The organism is Bathymodiolus platifrons methanotrophic gill symbiont (assembly GCF_002189065.1).
Lineage (GTDB): Bacteria > Pseudomonadota > Gammaproteobacteria > Methylococcales > Methylomonadaceae > Methyloprofundus.
On sequence record NZ_BDMN01000499.1, the window covers coordinates 1 to 2,009 of the forward strand.

Genomic DNA, 2,009 nt, shown 5'->3' on the forward strand with positions numbered 1-2,009 from the left:
AAGAACACCCATTAAACACATAGATTGTAAGGTTTTACCTGTTTATCTTTCCCACTTAAAATGCTAATGATTTTTTTAGCTATGGCTTTCTTTTTTGGATATTTTGGGAACGATGATAAACCACAAAAATTAACTATATTTGAAGTTATCCACTTATCCACAGGCTGCAAAGCCTAGTGTTATTAATGTTAATAATAGTGTTATAGTGTTACCGATTTTTGGAAAATGTTTTTTTTAAATATAAATCAATTGCTTACCCTGTGGATATAATTATATTTTACCCCTGAAATCACGAAGATTAGCCCCTGAAATCACGTTTAAGTTACCCCTGAAATCACGAAGATTAGCCCCTGAAATCACGTTGCTACCTCTGAAATCACGAATTGACCCCTGAAATCACAAATAAAAGACTTTACTTGACCCCTGAAATCACGAACAATACCCCTGAAATCACGAACTAAATAATAGTTTTAGGGGCTTCTAAATTATTTCAGGGGCTTTTTTTGGAGTTTAAAAAATGACCGAACCACTTTTACCAATTCGCCACCCTGAAAAGGATTTATTTATCTGTGATTTTGGGGAAGTCATACCCAAAAGCGACATTGCAAGCATGGAGCACCCACTTTTTACACTCTCCACCAAACCAGATACAGCCATTCGAAAATATGAGCATAACGATAATACGGTAACAATCGCCCCTAGTGCCTATGGAAGAGCTACTATTCACGACAAGGATATTTTGATTTATTGCATATCGCAGCTCATGGCAGGAATTAATCAAGGTAATGAGCCAAGCCGTAAAATACGCTTTAAAGCCCATGATTTACTTGTGACAACTAACAGAGGAATAGGCGGCACAGAATATAAAGGATTAAGAAAAGCTTTTGAACGGCTTTCTGGGACACGAATTGAAACCAACATAAAAACCAACGGACAAGAAATAATAGAAGGTTTCGGCATTATTGATAGTTACAGAATAGTAATTGATGACCCTAAAACAAAGCGCATGGTAGAACTTGAAATAACCCTTTCAGAATGGCTTTACAATTCGGTTATAGGCGAAGAGGTTTTAAGTATAAACCATGATTATTTTAGGCTTAGAAAACCCATAGAAAGGCGTATTTATGAAATAGCACGTAAACATTGCGGAAAACAAAAACGATGGCACATAGGTATTGAAAACTTACATAAAAAGGTGGGTTCTTCTGGCTCATTAAAAAAATTCAAGGAAGCTATAAGCCACCTTGTAAAACACGACCATTTACCAGAATATAATATATATTATGAAAGTGGAAATGTGCTTTTTTATTATAGAGATTACCAAGAAAAACCCGCTATTCAAGCCCCACAAGACAATAACCGCCCTTCCCTCAAACCTGACACTATCGAAAAGGCCAAGCGCGTTCTTGGTCGTCATTTTGATGTGTACGCGATTGAATTCGAATGGTTGCAATGGTGGGAACAATCGGGAAAACCAGAATTGCAAAGCCCCGACGGTGCTTTTTTCAATTTTTGCAAGGCTCGCATGGAAAAGATACAAAGTTCATGACCTCCTTTTTAAAAACGCATCCTTTGTGCCCTCTTCTTTGTCTTTTTATCAAAATATCGTGGGTCGCTTGTGTCATAGTAAGGGAAAAGTAAAGCGTCCTTATCACCAGTGGCTTTAAAATCTTTCACACATGATTTTGATAATTCAATCATGATGACCTTCTTTTGAGTGGTTCGTTTTCGGTTCATTGAGCCTTGAAAATTTCCAGAAATAAATTAATACAAATATATTAAGTAGCAGTAACATTATAAACATATATTCTATATTAATAATAAAATCATGCTTTTGTTATTAATACGGTTCTGTCGCATAAATCCCCCTTCCCGACGTTATCTGCTATCATAATTCTCAATTTCAATAAAAGGTGGATCCCATGCTCAGCTTCAAAGGCACTCACTTTCCAAAAGATGTCATTCTTTATGCTGTTTTCTTTTATGTCAGGTATGGCGTTTCGTATCGC

General features: G+C 36.2%; 2 protein-coding genes and 1 pseudogene. 2 read left to right on the forward strand and 1 reads right to left on the reverse strand.

The window, feature by feature from the left end; genetic code table 11:
- Positions 1–517: 517 nt before the first annotated feature.
- Positions 518–1,549 carry a replication initiator protein A gene (locus tag CDZ78_RS19850; protein ID WP_087871511.1) on the forward strand — a complete coding sequence of 344 codons (1,032 nt, stop codon included), beginning with the start codon at positions 518–520 and terminating at the stop codon, positions 1,547–1,549.
- An 8-nt stretch (positions 1,550–1,557) separates the two neighbouring features.
- Here CDZ78_RS19850 and CDZ78_RS22440 read toward each other — a convergent pair whose 3' ends face one another.
- Positions 1,558–1,701 (reverse strand): hypothetical protein, encoded by a 144-nt coding sequence (locus tag CDZ78_RS22440; RefSeq protein ID WP_167374420.1) that lies wholly within the window; start codon positions 1,699–1,701, stop codon positions 1,558–1,560.
- A gap of 221 nt (positions 1,702–1,922) precedes the next feature.
- Here CDZ78_RS22440 and CDZ78_RS21530 point away from each other — a divergent pair.
- Positions 1,923–2,009 (forward strand): annotated as a pseudogene (locus tag CDZ78_RS21530) (IS6 family transposase); the annotation flags it as partial.

Coding starts and splice junctions, on each gene's coding strand:
- CDZ78_RS19850 (WP_087871511.1), top strand. CDS start 518: ATGACCGAACCACTTTTACCAATTCGCCACCCTGAAAAGGATTTATTT.
- CDZ78_RS22440 (WP_167374420.1), bottom strand. CDS start 1,701: ATGATTGAATTATCAAAATCATGTGTGAAAGATTTTAAAGCCACTGGT.